The organism is [Zimmermannella] bifida NBRC 103089 (genome assembly GCF_001570925.1).
Lineage (GTDB): Bacteria > Actinomycetota > Actinomycetes > Actinomycetales > Microbacteriaceae > Gulosibacter > Gulosibacter bifidus.
On the sequence record NZ_BCSP01000001.1, the window covers coordinates 1 to 16,844 of the forward strand.

Here is a 16,844-nt window from a genome sequence, read left to right on the forward strand (position 1 = left end):
AGGGTAGTCAGTCGTTGCTACCCGTCGATGACCTCAGCGTGGGGGTTGTTAGGGTCTTTGACCAAGACGACGGATCCAAGGAATTAGGGATCATCGGTGTCACGCTCCAACGCCCCCAGCAAGTCGGAAAGGAGCTGCAGGGTTTCTTCGACGCCCCAGGCATAAGGGCGTTGGTATTCAGGGATGACAAACTCGTAGTCTCCATCGTTAAGTAGCCTGCCGACGCTTATTTCCTTTGCATCGAGTTGTCTGTTTTCGCGAGTCATTACTTGCCCCTAAGTCGTCGGTTGAATGACATTCTCTCAAATTACTCATGGGTTGGGGAGTGAACCAGTCAGGCGGCTAAATCGTAGTTCGCGCGCGTTTGTATCCGTCGTGGCATGAAAGTTTCGAAGAACGTGAGTCCAGCAATCTTGTCGTGAAACGCGTTGAGACGATTCCGACGCGCACGCTGTCCAAGACTGTTATCGCTGAGGATGCTCTCGAGTTCTGCCTTAAGCCCATCGAGGAACAGTGGTCCAATGACCCGGTGAATATTCTCGGGTGAGGTGTAATGCATCCCACCCGAGCGTCGAGTTTCGGGGTTCAGTGTCGATTCGAAGACACCGCCAAAGACCGTGGGCGAAATTTGCGACCAATCGGTGCCCTCGGAGACTCCATCGAGCAAGAAATCGACGATCTCCTGATTGAGCGAGGGAATTTCGACATCTGCCTCAAACAATCCACCGTTCACATATGGGAATTCCTTCAGCGCATCCGATGCATACGGATCACGTTCGTCGTTCGGCGTTTTCAGGTAGGCAAAGAGTTCTTTGAGTGCCCCTCGAGCGCGATCTCCGGGGATTGGTTTCAGATACCGATAGAATGCATCCTTGCGGAAGAGCCCCGCATCTTCCGCAAACAGCAGAAACACGAGTCGGACACAAAGCACGTTTAGCGAGTGTTGCGACTCGGGTGAATCTGGGTCGAGGTACTGCTTGCGCACGAGGTCGTAGAGCTTGCCAATCAATGCGCCCGCATCCAACGACACCTTGGTTTCACGGCGGCGTCGGGCCAATTGCGGGTCAACCAGGAAATCAAGCAAGTGCAACTGTTCGGGCAACTCGTCGAGCGTGAACTGTTCGTACGACTTGGCTGGCTGCTCGGTATCGAGGTCGTGAATACGGAAGTACTTGAAGTCACAAACGATGATCGTGTCTGGGCGTTCCGAATTCCGAAGGCTGTCGGCATAGCGCTTCGCCTGCTCAAACGGTGTCACCATCGTGCCCTGACGAGGTTCGGGCTTGTCGAGATCGACCCCGAGTGATTTTTGCTCGACAACCGTCTTGGCATCGCGAATCGTTACGTCGATATAGCCGCGGTCGGTGGTCGAGCTCTCAAACCGAACGTTGGTGGTGACATCTTCCATGCCAATGACGTCGCGCAGTAGCTCTAGCCAAAATGAGGCGGTGTCGCCCTTCTCATAGCCGCGACCGGCCCACTTTTGCGCAAACTTCTTCGCTGCTTGCTTGCGCTGCAGTTCGGTGGTCATTGGCATGAAAGCTCCCGTCAGTGGTGGGTGTGGAAGATATCCCTTACTTTAAGTTGAAGCGCGCGCGATGTCGGCAGTATCTAACCGCCGATGGGTGTGTGTCGCCGCGACTTGTCGACACCTTGATGTTCGCACCGGCCTACGACCCCGCATCCGCATCGGAGACGAAGTGTCGGTATTGCATTACTGCATCCGATTGCTTGAGATGAATGCGCGCCAATCGACGACTATCGTCGCGGAATCGTATGCATGTCGCATTAATCTATGCGACTGGTTTCGCCAGTTGCGGGGTCGTAGCGAAATTCGCCCAGGGGCTCGTCAAATATCGTATTTCCCTGCTCGCCGGTGTACACGCGAATGAGATACAGCTCTTGGCCGTCCTGTTGCGTTGTCTTCTTATGGAACAGCCGGTCTTGGAACGGCACGCCATCGGCGCTGGTTCCCTCATTCACCCGCACGAATAGATCAGCGCGAGCGTTCATATCAAACACCGGTGCACCGACCTCGATGCCGAGCAGCTCGGCATCGGCCACGATCGCTTCCATCGCCGGTACCTGCCAACCCACTTCGGGGTTTTCGCGGAGGTTTGGTGGCATCTGTCGGTCTTCGGCAACCGGAATCTCGGGCGGGCTGGGGTCGCGAGGGGATGCGGTCTCGGCAAGCCCGGTTGATTCGCTGGGCTCAGTGATATCGGAGGCCTGGGGTGATGTCGTCGTGTCCGATGGCGTGGGCGTTTCCTGCGGCGGGGCAGGGAAGTGCCGCTCGCATTCCCGAGTGCCATCGAAATAAAACGCACAAGTGAGGGGCGTCTGCTCATCACCAGTCAGCGTGAGCGAAACAGCGTTCGGCTGCCAAGACACGAAGAAGTTTTCTTCGCCAATTGCAGCCCCATCATTTGCAACACGGGTTTCGAATTGATGAAGTTCGCGGTCGCTCGAAAGCCATGAGCTGTCTTGATTCACTTCATAGACGCGGATGCGAATGGTGGCTGGGCCAAACAGTCCGGCGGTACCGCGGTCGTGCACGACTAACCTGTGCCCGCCATCGCGTGACACTGACTCGAACACAAGCCGTTGCATGAGGCTGGTCTCTGAAATCAATCTGAAGCCGGCAATCCCGGTGAGTACGACAAGCACAACCACAATGAGATTCGCGGGAAGACCGAATTCCCGATTTGGCGTCGATGCCCCAGATTTGGCTGACACAGCAATACCTCCAGCGTGCGCAATTTTCCGCTCACATTAGGTCATTAACGTGACCCAAAGGGCCGCGCACATACCGGTCCGCGGCGCACGTTAGCTGGGCATATCGAACAGTTTGGTTGATGTGGCGTTGATCTGATCGAGCACATCCGGCCCGCAAAGGCCTTGCAACGTCGTGCGGGTCTGGTGCAACGATTCGCGGAGGTGCGAAATTTCGCGCACCACCGCATCCTGGCTCGCATCGCTGGTATCGGCGGCGATCGGCGCGTCGGGCAGATCGCTTTCGAGCAGCAACCGGTCTGCCGGCACCTGGGCGACATAGGCACGGCCACGTTTGCTCGCGAGCATTCGCGGGTTCACCGAGATAAACCCTCCGGAACGAATCAGCCGCGTGAGTTCGTCACTCGTGCCTGAAAACCAGTGAAACACCGGCGCGACGTGCTGATCCCACGTACCGGCCGCATCCAGCAGATCGAGCACATCGGATGCGGCACGTACCGCGTGAATCGACAGCACATAAGGCGCGCGCTCGTTCGCTTGTGCGGATGCGTCGCCCACGGCTGTCAGCACCTCGCGCAGCACTCGCTGTTGCAGGGCTGCGGGCGTGGCAGACAGACGTGCGGGAGCGAAGTCGAGACCAATTTCGCCGATGAAACGGGTCTGGCGCACCGCTCCCGCGAACACCTGCAATTCGGCATCGGCGTGTGCGTCGTTTTCAATAAACCAGGGATGGAAACCAAGCGCGCAGCGGGGGAGTGACGCTCCTGTTTCGGTGACCGACTGTAGTTCGTTGCGCAGCCGAACGAACGCCGACGGGGTCAGCGTTTGCGCGACCACTTCGATACCGGCTGCAACGGCTGCCTTTAGAAAAGCCCGGTAGTCAGCCGCACCCGACAAGAAGTCGAGGTGATAGTGGGTATCGAGCAGATGCGGCACGATTAGGCTTCCTGCAGGGCCGCTTCGGTGCCGGAATCACCGTGCTCTGGCCATTGAAAGTCGCCAGCCTTCATCGGCTGCAGCAGCTTCGGTGGTCGCGCCATCGGCGCGAGTCCAGCCAACCGTCGAATAGCGAGACCGGCAAGCATTTGCCCCATAACCGGCGGCATGTAGCTCATCGACCCGAGCGTGCCGGCCTTACTCCAGGTGCCGTCACCATCGACCTTCATTGGCAACTCGGTGGAATACAGTACTTCGAGGCGGCGGATGCCACGCACACGACATTCTTTGCGAATTACTTTCGAGAGCATGCAGTTTCGGGTCTCGAAAATATCGGCGAATTCCAATTTGCAGGGATCCAACTTGTTGGCCGCGCCCATCGAGGCCAAGAGCGGAATTTGGCGCTCTGCCGCCCACTTCACGACGGCCAGTTTCTGCGTCACCGTATCAATGCAGTCGATGACATAGTCGGGACGTGGATACGCATCCAAGCTTGCCGGGATATTCGCCTGGGTGAGGAATACCTGCTCGGCATGAACGGTGCAATCTGGGTTAATGTCGGCGATCATCTCGCGCATGAGGTCCGCTTTAACCCTGCCAATCGTTGATTCGAAGGCGATGGCCTGACGGTTGATATTGCTGGCCTCTACAACGTCGCGATCAAGCACGATGAGATTTCCGACGCCGCCGCGAGCAAGGGCTTGCGCGCAGGCCGACCCGACCCCACCGAGACCGAGCACCATGACCGTGGCGTCTTGCAGCGCATCCAACCCCGCATCGCCGAGCAAGAGGCGCAACCTTGCAAATCGTTCGCTGTGTGCCATTGCACCCCTTCCGATACCAAAACCTGCCGCTCAAATGTACCTGCCCGCACCAAGTCACGTGAACCATCTTCGGCGTTGAACGGGGAGCGTGCACCGGGGACTTGCCGCTACAACGTATGGAGATTCATTGCGCATATTCGCTGGTTGGTGGTTGGCAAATCGGTTTAGTTCAGTGTTCAATGTTGCAGGTCATATCTGTGCCGTCTGCCACAAGTGCCGCTGTGTACGGATGCCGCGAAGCAATCCCTGTCCCTAAACTCGTTCGTTATGCCACTGCGCATAACCCACATAGCAAAGGTCAACGATGACTCAACTCGCGACACCCTAGACCACACGTCAGGCGGTCGGCAATACCCTCAAGGGGTCGCTCGGCAACCTCGTCGAGTGGTACGACGTCTACACCTATTCCGTATTTCTCTCCTTCTTCAAGCCGCACTTCTTCGACACCGCAAGTGAGTCATCGGATGTGATGGCCTGGGCGGTCTTCGCGGTAACGTTTGTCGCCCGCCCCGTCGGTGCCTGGTTCTTTGGTCGCTTCGCTGACCGCCACGGGCGCAAGGCATCGCTCACGGTCGCGGTCACAATCATGGCGGTGGCATCGGGTTGCATCGCGCTGCTGCCAACCCGCGAGGACATTGGTGTTTGGGCACTCGTCATGCTCATGGCGCTGCGCCTCATCCAGGGATTTGCAACCGGTGGTGAATATGCGGCCTCCGCGACCTATATGTCCGAGGCAGCAACCGCGAACCGACGCGGCTTCTTCTCGAGTTTCCAGTACGTCACGCTTGTCGGTGGCCACGTGCTCGCACAGCTGACGCTGTTCATTATGCAGTCGTTTATGTCGGCCGAACAGCTCACGGCCTGGGGCTGGCGCGTACCGTTCGCGATCGGCGCCGTAGCTGCGGTGGTCGTGTTCTGGCTGCGAACCACGATGGACGAGTCGCTCTCGAAGGATTACCTCGACGGCGTCAAGACCGGCGTCATCACCCAGAGCGGTACGCTGCGTGAGTTGTTTACCAACCAGTGGAAGCCGCTGCTGGTCTGCTTCCTCTTTACGCTCGGTGGCACCGTCGCGTTCTACACGTTCTCAGTGACCGGTCCAAACACCATCAAGAAGACCTTTGCCGAACAAGACCCGCAGCTCGCTAACACTGTCGTGTTGCTCAGCCTGATCTTCCTGATGTGCCTTCAGCCGCTTGGTGGTCTGCTTTCTGACAAGATTGGTCGCAAGCCAGTCTTCCTGTTCTTCGGTTTCACCGGCCTGCTCATGGTCATCCCATTCGTGTTCTGGATGCCGGCTCAGTCGAACATCTGGGTCTCGTTCCTAATCCTCTGCGTGTCGTACGTGGTCCTGACCGCCTACACCTCGATTAACGCCATCTTCAAGGCAGAACTCTTCCCGGCACACATTCGTGCGCTCGGTGTGGGCCTCGGCTACGGCCTCGCTAACTCGATCTTCGGCGGTACCTCGCCAATGATTCAGGACTGGGCGAAGACGAATGACGCGATGGGCGCTTTCGCGGCATACGTCATGATTGCCATCGCAATCACCCTCATCACCACGCTCGTGGTGATGCGCAACAAGGCAACAACCCACCTCGACCTCGAGCAAGGTCACGCCTACGAAACTGCAGCAAAGTAACGCGCTGCCGCATTCATCCGCCCGCATCGGCCACCCGTCGATGCGGGCGGCTTCGTTTGCACGTGCGGCAGGCGGGGGATAGCTGCCCCGGAACCTGCACCGCATAGAATCGCACCATGACTGCGACGACACCAGTGCTCATCCTCAACGGCCCGAACTTGAATACGCTCGGCACCCGCAACCCCGAGGTGTACGGCACGCAGACGCTTGCCGACGTCGAAGCATCCTGCCGCAAGCGCGCCGCTGCGCTCGGTCTTGAGGTGGAGTTCGTGCAGTCAAACCACGAGGGTGAACTCGTCGAGCGTATCCAGCAGGCTCGCGAGCGCAACCGCGCCATTATCATCAACGCAGGCGCCTACACACACACCTCGGTCGCGATTCACGACGCGCTCGAATACGCAGAGCTTCCCGTCGTCGAAGTGCACATCTCGAACGTCTACCGACGCGAGTCGTTCCGTCATCACTCGTTCATCAGCCCGCAAGCCGCCGCGGTCATCGCGGGTGCCGGCACGCTCGGCTACGAGTTCGCACTCGAGTACCTCGCAAACAACCACTAGGCGCACGGCGCGACTGAACGCATCCACAACGAGCTAGCGCAACCGGGCGTAGACTGCCTCAGTGATTTCGTCGACGCAACCTGAATCTGCCCGCCGCTGGCCCGCGTTCGCGGTCTGCATCGCGGCAGCCATTGCCACCGTGCTCGACATGGTGAAAATCAACGTGGCGATCGCGCCGATCGAGCATTCGCTCGGCGCCTCGAGCTCGCAGGCACAGCTGATCGTCGCGGGCTATGTGCTCGCGTTCGGTATCGTGCTCGTACCCGCCGGTCGACTCGGTGACATCTGGCGACGAAAGTCGATGTTTCTGATCGGCGCGATCCTGTTCACGCTGGCAAGTTTGGGATGCACGCTCGCGCCATCTGCAGAGCTGCTCGTGATCGGGCGACTCGTGCAGGGTGTTGCCGCCGGTACCCTCATGCCGCAGGTCATCGGGTTTATCCAACAGATGTTCCAGGGCAAGGAACGAGGCAAGGCATTCGGTATTTTCGGTGCCTCAATCGGTCTCGGCACCGCATTCGGACCAACGATTGGCGGCATGCTGATTGGCGCACTCGGCGAAGAGCTCGGCTGGCGCGCAATCTACGGGATGAACCTGCCCCTCGGCGTGGCCATCGTCGCGTTCGCGTTCTGGTTCCTTCCCGCACAGCAACCGCACGCCCGCAAACTCAACCTTGACCTATTCGGTGTCGCGCTGCTCGCAACCGCAGTGCTGCTGGTGATGACACCGCTGGTACTCACCACTGGCACGAGCGCCGATGACCCCGCGCGCTGGTGGCTAGCGGTGGCCGCGGTGATTCCGGCCGTGGCATTCGTACTCTGGGAACGCCGCTACGCGCGCCAGGGTAAGAGTCCGGCCGTCAACCTCGAGCTGTTCAAACTGCCCTCGTATCGCTGGGGCGTCATCATCGGCTCATTGTTCTTTGTGATCATGCCGCCGACGTTCTTCATCATGACGCAGTACGTGCAGATGGGACTCGGTCACGAGCCGGTAATTGTCGGGCTGATTACCGTGCCGTACGCCCTGGTATCGGCAGCCGTCTCGGCAACAGCCGGTAAGTACACTTTCGCGCACGCGAAGGTGATGGTGCTCATCGGTATCGCCATCTTCACACTTGGCCTAGCCGGACTCATGCTCGTGGGCCAGTTCGCGTCACCCGAACTCACCCCGTGGCTCATGGGTATCGTGCTGACGTTCGTTGGTGTGGGGCCCGGGTTGCTGATGCCCGCCAACCAGATGCGTGCTGTGAAGGACGTGCCAGTTACGCAGGCGGGCGTTGCCGGATCGATGATGCAGGTAGGCCAGCGGGTCGGCAACGCCTTGGGTATCGCCCTGGCCGCATCAACGTTCTTTGCGGCCTACGTTGACCGCACCGAGGCGAGCGCACGACAGGGCTACGTCGCTGCTATGTGCATCCTGATCGCCGCGGCGCTGCTCGCGACGCTCGTTGCCTACATCGACGTCGTCGGTTCGAAGGGGAATGAGTCAGCCGCGGCTTCCCCGCAGGCCTAGCTGCGTGCGTGGCGACGGAAAATTTCGAGGACTTCGTCGTGCATGAGCCCGTTCGTGGCGAGTGCGGAACCGTGCCACGGGCCCTCCTTGCCATCGATTGACGTGAACGTACCGCCGGCCTCTTGCACGATGGGTACGAGCGCGGCCATGTCGTACGGCTCGAGGTCGAGTTCGCAGGCGATGTCGAACGACCCTTCGGCGACGAGCATGTACGGCCAGAAATCGCCAATGGCGCGCGACCGCCAAACGGTTTCGCAGCACTCCACGATTGGTGCGAGGTTGTCGTTTTGCAGCCAGTACTGCAGCGAACCGTAGCTGAACTGCGAGTCCATGAGGCGCGATACCGCCGACACCTCGATGCGGCGATCCGTAGCGGTGTCCGAATCGGCAAGGTCGTCGTCAAGGTAGGCGCCGAGTCCGGTCGCGCCCCACCAGCGACGGTTCAGCGCGGGAGCCGAGACCACACCCACCTCGGGGCGGCCATCGATGACGAGCGAAATCAGCGTTGCCCAAATTGGCACACCGCGCATGAAGTTCGCGGTGCCGTCGATCGGGTCAATGATCCACTGTCGACGCGACGAGCCCTCAGTACCGAACTCCTCGCCGTACACCGAGTCGCTCGGGCGTTCCTCGGCAAGCTTCGCGCGAATGGCCTCCTCAACTGCGCGGTCGCCGTCGGTGACGTGCGTGCGGTCTTCCTTGACGTAGACACCAAGGTCACGCGAGTTGAAATATTCCATCGAAACCGCATCCGCGATATCGGCGAGTTGACGCGCGAGACGGAGGTCGGCGGTGATGGGGTGCAGCAGTTCGAGAGCCATGTCATGAGTATGGCCCGAGATCCGCGCGATTGCGGGCAACCGCGCCGAATGTTCGGTGGATGCGCAGCCTCGTTCGCGCAGCGGTCAGGTAGCGAGGCGGTCGCGATCGTGACCGTGTGCGCCATGTGCGATTACGGCGAGGGTGAGTCACCCGCATCCGCGACCGGCTCGGGTGCCAGCGAATCGAGCAACCGGCGAATGGAATGCACGCGCATCGTCGACAGCGCATCCAAGTCGCCTGCTGCAATTGCGGCGTCGAGCTCGCAATCGGGGCTGGAGGCACGGTGCGTACAGCCGCGCGGACATTCGTCGACCACGTTGGCGATTGCGGGGAACGCATCGGTGATGGCGTTGGCGTCAACGTGGCCAAGCCCAAACGAGCGGACACCCGGCGTATCGATGATCCAACCGCCCTCGGGCAGCGGCAATGCGAGCGACGAGCTCGAGGTGTGCCGGCCGCGACCGGTCACCGCGTTCACGTGCCCGGTGGCACGGTCGGCATCGGGCACGAGCGCGTTCACGAGTGTCGACTTGCCCACACCCGAGTGGCCGACCATGACGGTGGTGTGGCCAGCGAGGGCATCAAGCAGTTCGTCGCTGGGCTCCTCATTGATCGCCGAAGTGAACACCGGCACACCGAGCGGCTCGACCAGCGCGCGCAGCTCGTCGGCAGGATGCAGGTCGGTTTTCGTGATGACCAGGATCGGTTCGATGCCGGCATCGTAGGCAGCGATCAAGTAGCGGTCGATCAGCCGCGGGCGTGGCTCTGGGTTGATGGCGGCGACGACCACGCAGAGCTGGTCGGCGTTGGCGACGATGATGCGCTCGACCTGGTCGGTGTCGTCGGCGCTTCGTCGCAGCAGTGTTTCGCGCTCGGCGACCCGAACAATGCGGGCGAGCGACCCCGGTTCACCCGAAACGTCGCCAACGAGCGCGACACGGTCGCCGACAACGACGGCACCGCGTCCCAATTCGCGGGCGGTGGCGGCTGTGACGTAGACATCTTCATCGTGTTCAAGCACGCAGGTGTAGCGGCCGCGGTCAACGGTCACAACGAACCCGGTTACGGCGTCATCATGGGTGGGACGCTGCTTGGTGCGCGGCTTCGAACCTTTGCGGGGAGGACGAATGCGTACGTCGTCTTCGCTGAAGTCGCCGTACTCGTCGTAGGCATCGGTTAGGCGCCAGTTCACCGGGCGTCTCCGGGGCGATCTGTGCTGGTCGAGGTATCGGTTGATGGCGTCGAACGCTGCGGCACATCAAAGTGGATGAACTCGTCGCGCACGGACGTATCCGCCGATGCTGCCGCATCCACACCGAGCATGGAGCACCACATCTCGGCAAAATCGGGCAGCGTCTTTGAGGTGCACTCGATGTCGTCGACGGTGATGCCGTCGGTCACGAGCCCCATAATTGCCCCGGATGTTGCCATGCGGTGATCGGCATAGCACTGCCAGAGCGCGGCGTTGCGTGCACTCGGAACGATGTGCAGGCCGTCTTCGAGCTCGGTGACTTGGCAGCCAACACGGCTCAGCTCGGCGGCGAGTGCGGCGAGGCGGTCGGTTTCGTGGCCGCGCAGGTGGGCGATACCCGTGAGCGTCGACGGACCGTGGCACAGCGCGAGCAGGGCCGCGAGATTGGGTGCGAGTTCGCCCGCGTGCTCGAGGTTGAGGTCGGCTCCAGAAATCTCGGCGCCTTGGGCGATGCCGTTTGCCACCGTGCAGGTGAGGGCACGATCGTCGAGCGTGCACTCGGCTCCGAACGGTGCGAGCAGCTCGCGCAGGTGGTCGCCGACCTGCGTGGTCGTCGTCGGCCAATCGGGGATGCGTACGGTTCCGCCGCAGACCACCGCCGCGATCAAGAACGGTGCCGCGTTTGAGAGGTCGGGCTCGATGACAATATCGCCACCGCGAATCGGGCCGGGCTCGACCCGCCAGGTGCGTTCGTCAATGGTGCGGGCGTCAACACCTCGTGCGCGCAACGTTGCCAGCGTCATCTCGATATGGGGGAGCGACGGCAGCCCTGCGCCGGTGTGACGCAGCGTGAGCCCCTCGTCGAAGCGAGGTGCCGAGAGCAGCAGGCCCGAGACAAACTGACTGGATGCGCTCGCATCGATCTCGATGTCGCCGCCGGTAATGCTGCCGGTGCCGAAAATCGAGAATGGCAGGCGGCCGCGACCGTCGTCGCGAACCTGCACGCCCAATGCACGCAGCGCCTGCAGGGTGCCGCCCATTGGGCGCAGGCGCGCGCCCTCGTCGCCGTCGAACGTCACCGGGCCGAGCGCGAGGGCTGCGACCGTCGGCACAAACCGCATGACGGTGCCGGCCAGACCGCAGTCAATATCTACGGCACCCGAGAATTCGTCTGGGGGAGTCACGGTGATGGTGGGAGTGCCATGGCGATCGTGGTTGACCTCAATGTCGACGCCCAGCTTTTCGAGGGCGCTGATCATCAATCGGGTGTCGCGGGCGAGCAGCGCACCGCGCAACACCGTTGGCTCTGCAGCGAGCGCTGCCAGGATGAGCTCGCGGTTGGTCAGCGACTTTGAGCCGGGGATGCGCACGGTCGCGTCAATGGGGCCGCCCGTCTGCGGTGCGCTCCACGGGCCGGTCGCGGTGTCCGTGTCGCCACCGAACTGGCCGTACAGGTCAAAATCGTCGCCGGAATAATTGAAGATCTGCATCAGTTGTAACAGTAGTCGGCCTTGATGCTGGGGAGTAGGGAAGCACGCCCGAATCCCAGCGGCAAACGACTCTGCAGGCCGGTGTCGCAGGCCGAGTTCGTAGACTGAACAGATCGAGCCGCATTAAATACCCATTCGGCAATACCCCAAACCAAGAACCTGGAGCTTCATGACGGCAACGACCGCACCGGACGCGAGACCCGCATCCGACGCTGATGCCCAGGCCGTGCACACACAATCTGGGCCAGCACAGCCTGCGCCGGAACTGGAGCAGTCGGTGGCAGACCGAACGGCGCTCAATCTCGCATTCGCGCAGCAGGCCATGCCGTTCTTGGACGAGCTTTACGGCCATGCCATGCGATTGACGCGCAATCGGAGTGACGCCGAGGACTTGGTGCAAGAAACCTACGCCAAAGCGCTGACGGCGTTCGCTTCGTTCAAACAGGGCACCAACCTGCGGGCGTGGCTGTACCGCATCCAAACGAACCTCTACATCACCGAGTACCGCAAACAGCAGCGGCGGCCATACGAAAACCCGCTCGAAGAACTCGAGGATTGGCAGGTCGGCGGCGCCGAGTCGTACACCGCTCAGAACCACTCGCGTTCAGCAGAACTCGAAGCCGTTGAGAACCTGCCGGCGGATGTAGTTAAGGACGCGCTGGCGGCGCTGCCAGATGACTATCGACAGGCGGTCTTGCTCGCCGATGTGCAGGGATTCAGCTACCGCGAGATTGCGGAAATCATGGGCACACCGACTGGCACCGTGATGTCGCGACTGCACCGAGGCCGGGGCATCCTGCGAGAACAATTGCGTGAGTACGCGCGGGAATACGGCATTGGCACGACGAATGATGTTGTCACCACCGCGAAAACAACGAAGGGAACTGCCAAATGACGAGTCATGACTGTGGCTGCGAACAGGCCCGCGAACAGCTGGCGGATTTCCTTCGCCGCGAACTGTGTGACAAGGATCGCTCCGAGATCAACACCCATCTGCAAGATTGCCCCGATTGCGATGAGGAGGCACGGATGGAGCTGGTGATCACGCAGACCGTCAAGCGCTGCTGCGCCGACGAACCGGCACCGGCAGACCTGCGCGACAAGGTCGCATCGTTCTTGCGCGCGCATTGCGGCAACGCCGCTCCCGGCAACAAAGACTAGCCGACGACAGGAGCTAACCGGCAACAGGCGTGAGCCGAGCAGCGCGGACCTCGCAGCACGGGCGCTGCGAACGCAACAAACCGGGCGCACCCAAGACGTGGGTGCGCCCGGTTTGTTAACGGGTTGCTGCGGCCCTAGTCGAGGCCGAGCGCCTCGCGAATGAGCTCATCCTGCTGCTCCTTGTGCATTCGCATGGTGCCCACTGACGGGGCGGATGCGCGGGGTCGGGTTACCGGAATCAGCTCGCGGTCGAGTGCCGGTGCCAGGTTGGTGTACAGGAACGGCCACGCACCCTGGTTGGCAGGTTCTTCCTGCGCCCAAACGACATCGGCATTCGGGTACCGGTTGATGGTGTTGATCAGGGCTTCCTTCGGCAGCGGGTAGTACTGCTCGAGGCGCACGAGCGCCACCGGCGCCGGATCCTTCTCGAGGCGCTGACGCAGCTCGTAGTGGAGCTTGCCGGAGTGGATCACGACGCGACGAATGGCTGCCGGGTCGGTGACGTTGGCATCGTCGAGTACCGGGTCGAAGACACCGTTCGTAAACACATCCAGGCTGCTGGTGGCCTGGCGAAGTCGCAGCATCGACTTCGGTGTGAACACAATCAGTGGTTTGCGTGGGCGAGCATAGGCCTGACGACGCAGCAAGTGGAAATAGCTAGCCGGGGTTGAGGGCTGTGCCACGGTCATGTTGTGCTGGGCCGCGAGCGTGAGGAACCGCTCGATACGTGCCGACGAGTGGTCGGGACCCTGCCCCTCGTAACCGTGTGGCAACAACAGCACTACGCTCGAGTGTTGCGCCCACTTTTGCTCACCGGCAGCAATGAATTCATCCACAATCGTCTGCGCGCCGTTGACGAAGTCACCGAACTGAGCTTCCCAGAGCACGAGCGCGTCAGGACGTTCTACCGAGTAGCCGTATTCAAAACCGAGCACCGCGAACTCCGAGAGCAGCGAGTCGTAGATCGAGAACTGAGCCTGGTTCTCCGACAGGTTTTGGAGCGGCAACCAGTTTTGGTCGGTCTTGCGATCGTGGAAGAGCGCGTGACGCTGCGTGAACGTGCCACGGCGCGAGTCTTGACCCGACATGCGAACGGGTGTTCCCTCGAGTAGCAGCGACCCCAAGGCCAGCAGCTCAGCGTAGGCCCAGTCGACGTTACCTTCCGCCGACATGCGGGCACGCGCATCCAGCACACGCTTGAGCTTCGGGTGCACCGTAAAGCCCTCGGGCATGTTCTGGTGCGCCTGACCGATCGTGTCAAGCACGGACTGGTCGACACCGGTGGATGCGGGCTCCGACGTGTGCAGCTCTTCGTTCGCACCGACCGTTGACAGTTCCTTGGCCGAAATCGGTGCCGTGTGCGAATCGTGTGTTTCGGCGAACGCACGCTCGAGCTCGGCACGGAACTCCACCTGGTGGGCTTCGAACTCTTCGGTCGTGATGTCGCCACGACCCATGAGGTTGTCGGCGTAGATCTTTCGCACCGAGCGCTTGGCCTCGATGAGGTCGTACATGATGGGCTGCGTCATCGATGGGTCATCGCCCTCATTGTGACCGCGGCGGCGGTACGAGATGAGGTCGATAACGACATCGCGGTTGAACTTCTGGCGGAACTTCAATGCGAGCGACGCGACGTGCGCGACTGCCTCAGGGTCGTCACCGTTCACGTGGAATACCGGAGCCTGAATCGCCTTCGCGACGTCGGTCGCGTACATCGAGGAGCGGGCATCCTGCGGCGTGGTGGTGAAACCAACCTGGTTATTGATGACGACGTGGATCGTGCCGCCGGTGCGGTAGCCGCGCAATTGCGACATCTGCATGGTCTCGTAGACGACACCCTGACCGCTCATCGCGGCGTCACCGTGAACGAGCACGGGGAGCACGTCGAAGTTGCCGGGGCCGAGACGGTCTTGCTTGCCGCGCACGATGCCTTCAAGCACACCGTTCACGGCTTCGAGGTGCGATGGGTTCGCAGCCAAGTAGATGGGCAGTTCCCGGCCATCCATGCCGGTGTAGGTGCCTTCAATACCGAGGTGGTACTTCACGTCACCCGAGCCAACAACCTTGCCTGCCTGGGCGCCCTCGAACTCGCGGAACACCTGGCGGTACGTCTTACCCGCGATATTGGTGAGCACATTCAGCCGACCGCGGTGTGCCATACCGATGGCGAGCTCACGAATATCCGCGTCAATCGCATCTTGCGCGATCTGATCGAGCAGTGGGATCAGCGACTCAGAGCCCTCAAGTGAGAAGCGCTTTTGGCCGACGTACTTCGTCTGCAGGAACGTTTCGAACGCTTCTGCCTGGTTCAGCTTCTTCAGGATGCGCAGCTGCTGGTCGTGCGTCGGTGGCGTATACGGGTGTTCGAGTTCCCGCTGGAACCACGTGCGCAGTTCGGGTTCGGGAATGAACATGTACTCGATGCCGATCGTGCGGCAGTACGTGTCGCGCAGAATACCGAGCACATCGCGCAGTTTCATTAGGCGCTTCGAACTGAAGTTCTCGGTCACAAACAGTCGCTCGAGGTCCCAGAATGTGAGGCCGTGCGACTCGATCTCGAGGTCGGGGTGCGTGCGCTGAACGTACTCGAGCGGATCGGTGTCCGCCATCAGGTGACCGCGCACGCGGTACATGTTGATGACGCTCTGCACGCGCGCGGTCTTGTTAATTGCGTCGGCAGGGTCGACGAAGTGGTCCTTCGACCAGATAATCGGGCGGTAGGGGATGCGCAGCGACGAGAAGATGCGTTCGTAGAAGTTCTCGCCGCCCATCAGCAGTTCGGCCACACTCGCGAGGAACTCGCCCGACGCGGCACCCTGGATGACGCGGTGGTCGTAGGTGGACGACAGCATGAGGCGCTTCGAAATCGCCATCGTGTCGATGTTCTCTTGAGCCATGCCCTGGAACGCGGCGGGGTAGTCGAGGGCACCGACGCCAATGATCGAGCCCTGACCGCGAAGCAGGCGCGGTGCCGAGTGCACCGTGCCGATGACACCCGGGTTGGTGATGGTGATCGTGGTACCGGCGTGGTCAGCAGCAGTGAGCTTGCCGTCGCGGGCCTTGTCAATTAGCGATTCGAACGCGGCGTGGAACTCGCGGAAGTTCATCCGCTCGGCTTGCTTGATGCTCGGCACGATCAGGCTGCGGGTTCCGTCATCAGACACGGCATCAATCGCGATTCCGAGGTTGACGTGCGCGGGGGAGACTCGCGAGGCACGGCCATCCACGACGTCGTAATACACGTTGAGGTCTGGTTGCTTCGCCAGTGCCTGCACGAGGGCGTAGCCGACCAGGTGCGTAAACGACACCTTGCCACCGCGGGTGCGACGAAGGTGGTTGTTGATCACGATGCGGTTATCGATCAGGAGTTTTGCCGGCACATCGCGATAGCTCGTCGCGGTTGGAATCTCGAGCGAGGTATCCATGTTCTTTGCGATCGCTTTGGAGATACCCGCAAGTGGCGTTACCCGCGCTTCTTGCTCTGGCTCGGCCGGTTTCGGATTCGATGGGGCCTCAGCTGGGATGGGGCGTTCGCGTGCCGGGCGGGCGGTCGTGCGCGCGGGCTTCGACGTCGACGTCTCGGTGCCGTGGGCGGCGTTGCCCTGGGCTCCGGCGGGCTGAGTCGTGTTCGCGGCGGATGCACTTGGCTGCGACGCGCCTGCAGTGTCGCTGGGCTTTGGCGTGCGATCAAGCGACGCCGCGTAGCGTTCGAGGGTCGGCCACCAGGCCTTGTCGACGCTCGTGCGATCCTCGCGGAACTTCGCGAACATCTCCTCTACGAGCCAGTCATTTGCACCAAAGTCGGTTACTCCCTGCCTAGGAGTCCCCTCGAGGTTGTTGGTCGCCACGCGCCAATCGCCGCCTTCCGCCGCCTACTGTTCGAGACCTTGCTTCATTGCCAGTCACGTCATGCGCATACACCGCATGTCGTTACTTTCTCGACGGACAAGCCTAGCCGTCGTTTGTCTTCTTGC

The 16,844-nt window shown here is 61.2% G+C and carries 13 protein-coding genes and 1 pseudogene; 6 read left to right on the forward strand and 8 right to left on the reverse strand.

Annotated elements, in window-relative coordinates:
• Positions 1-215: hypothetical protein (locus tag ZBI01S_RS09980; protein ID WP_222822349.1), on the forward strand; the 215-nt coding region annotated here is incomplete at its 5' end.
• A gap of 119 nt (positions 216-334) precedes the next feature.
• Here the strand turns inward: ZBI01S_RS09980 and ZBI01S_RS00010 are convergent.
• The 4 genes from ZBI01S_RS00010 to ZBI01S_RS00025 form a co-directional block, all read right to left on the reverse strand.
• Positions 335-1,537 (reverse strand): type IIL restriction-modification enzyme MmeI, encoded by a 1,203-nt coding sequence (locus ZBI01S_RS00010; RefSeq protein ID WP_174519828.1) that lies wholly within the window; start codon positions 1,535-1,537, stop codon positions 335-337.
• A 251-nt stretch (positions 1,538-1,788) separates the two neighbouring features.
• Positions 1,789-2,556 (reverse strand): hypothetical protein, encoded by a 768-nt coding sequence (locus ZBI01S_RS00015; RefSeq protein WP_159421314.1) that lies wholly within the window; start codon positions 2,554-2,556, stop codon positions 1,789-1,791.
• A 270-nt stretch (positions 2,557-2,826) separates the two neighbouring features.
• Complete coding sequence (locus ZBI01S_RS00020; RefSeq protein WP_066054579.1) at positions 2,827-3,669, reverse strand: TatD family hydrolase; 843 nt, start codon at positions 3,667-3,669, stop codon at positions 2,827-2,829.
• A gap of 2 nt (positions 3,670-3,671) precedes the next feature.
• Positions 3,672-4,493, reverse strand: a complete 822-nt coding sequence (locus ZBI01S_RS00025; protein WP_083524350.1) for a tRNA threonylcarbamoyladenosine dehydratase — start codon at positions 4,491-4,493, stop codon at positions 3,672-3,674.
• 376 nt (positions 4,494-4,869) lie between these two features.
• Here ZBI01S_RS00025 and ZBI01S_RS00030 point away from each other — a divergent pair.
• From ZBI01S_RS00030 to ZBI01S_RS00040, 3 genes and pseudogenes are all read left to right on the forward strand, one after another.
• A pseudogene (locus ZBI01S_RS00030) lies at positions 4,870-6,135 on the forward strand (MFS transporter); the annotation flags it as partial.
• A gap of 116 nt (positions 6,136-6,251) precedes the next feature.
• Positions 6,252-6,692 (forward strand): type II 3-dehydroquinate dehydratase, encoded by a 441-nt coding sequence (gene aroQ / locus ZBI01S_RS00035; RefSeq protein ID WP_066054583.1) that lies wholly within the window; start codon positions 6,252-6,254, stop codon positions 6,690-6,692.
• A 61-nt stretch (positions 6,693-6,753) separates the two neighbouring features.
• Positions 6,754-8,205, forward strand: coding sequence for an MFS transporter (locus ZBI01S_RS00040; protein WP_066054586.1), 1,452 nt, complete (start codon positions 6,754-6,756; stop codon positions 8,203-8,205).
• On the opposite strand, the gene ZBI01S_RS00045 is transcribed toward ZBI01S_RS00040, so the two are convergent.
• From ZBI01S_RS00045 to aroA, 3 genes are all read right to left on the reverse strand, one after another.
• Positions 8,202-9,026, reverse strand: a complete 825-nt coding sequence (locus ZBI01S_RS00045) for an inositol monophosphatase family protein (RefSeq protein WP_066054589.1) — start codon at positions 9,024-9,026, stop codon at positions 8,202-8,204. The two genes, ZBI01S_RS00040 and ZBI01S_RS00045, sit on opposite strands and share 4 nt — an antisense overlap.
• A gap of 131 nt (positions 9,027-9,157) precedes the next feature.
• On the reverse strand, positions 9,158-10,219 hold the full coding sequence (gene rsgA / locus ZBI01S_RS00050) for a ribosome small subunit-dependent GTPase A (RefSeq protein ID WP_066054592.1): 1,062 nt from the start codon (positions 10,217-10,219) through the stop codon (positions 9,158-9,160).
• A complete protein-coding gene (gene aroA, locus ZBI01S_RS00055) occupies positions 10,216-11,709 on the reverse strand; it encodes a 3-phosphoshikimate 1-carboxyvinyltransferase (RefSeq protein ID WP_083524351.1) in 1,494 nt (497 codons plus the stop codon). The genes rsgA and aroA overlap by 4 nt, the downstream gene beginning before the upstream one ends.
• Before the next feature lie 169 nt (positions 11,710-11,878).
• Between aroA and ZBI01S_RS00060 the strand changes: the two genes are divergently transcribed.
• Entirely contained in the window at positions 11,879-12,604 is a 726-nt protein-coding gene (locus tag ZBI01S_RS00060) for a sigma-70 family RNA polymerase sigma factor (RefSeq protein ID WP_083524352.1), read from the forward strand.
• Positions 12,601-12,870 carry a zf-HC2 domain-containing protein gene (locus ZBI01S_RS00065; protein ID WP_066054595.1) on the forward strand — a complete coding sequence of 90 codons (270 nt, stop codon included), beginning with the start codon at positions 12,601-12,603 and terminating at the stop codon, positions 12,868-12,870. The genes ZBI01S_RS00060 and ZBI01S_RS00065 overlap by 4 nt, the downstream gene beginning before the upstream one ends.
• Before the next feature lie 134 nt (positions 12,871-13,004).
• Here the strand turns inward: ZBI01S_RS00065 and ZBI01S_RS00070 are convergent, their stop codons facing one another.
• On the reverse strand, positions 13,005-16,718 hold the full coding sequence (locus ZBI01S_RS00070; protein ID WP_281173196.1) for a multifunctional oxoglutarate decarboxylase/oxoglutarate dehydrogenase thiamine pyrophosphate-binding subunit/dihydrolipoyllysine-residue succinyltransferase subunit: 3,714 nt from the start codon (positions 16,716-16,718) through the stop codon (positions 13,005-13,007).
• Between the last annotated feature and the right edge of the window lie 126 nt (positions 16,719-16,844).

Coding starts and splice junctions, on each gene's coding strand:
- ZBI01S_RS00010 (WP_174519828.1), bottom strand. CDS start 1,537: ATGCCAATGACCACCGAACTGCAGCGCAAGCAAGCAGCGAAGAAGTTT.
- ZBI01S_RS00025 (WP_083524350.1), bottom strand. CDS start 4,493: ATGGCACACAGCGAACGATTTGCAAGGTTGCGCCTCTTGCTCGGCGAT.
- aroQ (WP_066054583.1), top strand. CDS start 6,252: ATGACTGCGACGACACCAGTGCTCATCCTCAACGGCCCGAACTTGAAT.
- ZBI01S_RS00045 (WP_066054589.1), bottom strand. CDS start 9,026: ATGGCTCTCGAACTGCTGCACCCCATCACCGCCGACCTCCGTCTCGCG.
- aroA (WP_083524351.1), bottom strand. CDS start 11,709: ATGCAGATCTTCAATTATTCCGGCGACGATTTTGACCTGTACGGCCAG.
- ZBI01S_RS00060 (WP_083524352.1), top strand. CDS start 11,879: ATGACGGCAACGACCGCACCGGACGCGAGACCCGCATCCGACGCTGAT.
- ZBI01S_RS00065 (WP_066054595.1), top strand. CDS start 12,601: ATGACGAGTCATGACTGTGGCTGCGAACAGGCCCGCGAACAGCTGGCG.